Below are 447 nucleotides of genomic sequence, written 5' to 3'. Positions count from 1 at the left end.
CGGCAAGGCGCATGGCGGCCTCGGGATCGCCTGGGACAGGAAGAATGACCTGGTGCGTGCCGTCGCCGAATATGACGAGGCGATCCGCATCGATCCGCAGGACGTGATCGCCTACATCAACCGCGGCGTTGCCCGCGCCGCCAAGGGCGAATTCGATCCCGCCATCGCCGATTATGACGTTGCGCTAGGCCTCGATCCCAAAAACGCCTACGCCTATGCCAGCCGCGGTGCCGCCTGGCTTGGCAAGAACGATTGGATTCGCGCGATTTCCGACACCAGCAAGGCAATCGAACTCGATGCCGCTGGTGCGGAGGGTTACTATTACCGAGCCGTAGCGTGGGCAAGCAAAGGCAACAACGATCGCGCCATAGCCGATTTCGACAGAGCGATCGCACTTGATGCAAACTATGCCAGGGCCTATTTCGGTCGCTCCCTGGTGCGCACCCG

At 61.7% G+C, this 447-nt stretch carries 1 protein-coding gene; it reads left to right on the top strand.

All coding sequences use genetic code 11. The features are described from left to right. Positions 1-447: tetratricopeptide repeat protein (locus ACWTU8_RS32685; RefSeq protein ID WP_455851359.1), on the top strand; the 447-nt coding region annotated here is incomplete at both ends.

This window comes from Mesorhizobium sp. BHbdii (assembly GCF_053848045.1).
This window is presented reverse-complemented; position numbering and strand designations above follow the sequence as displayed.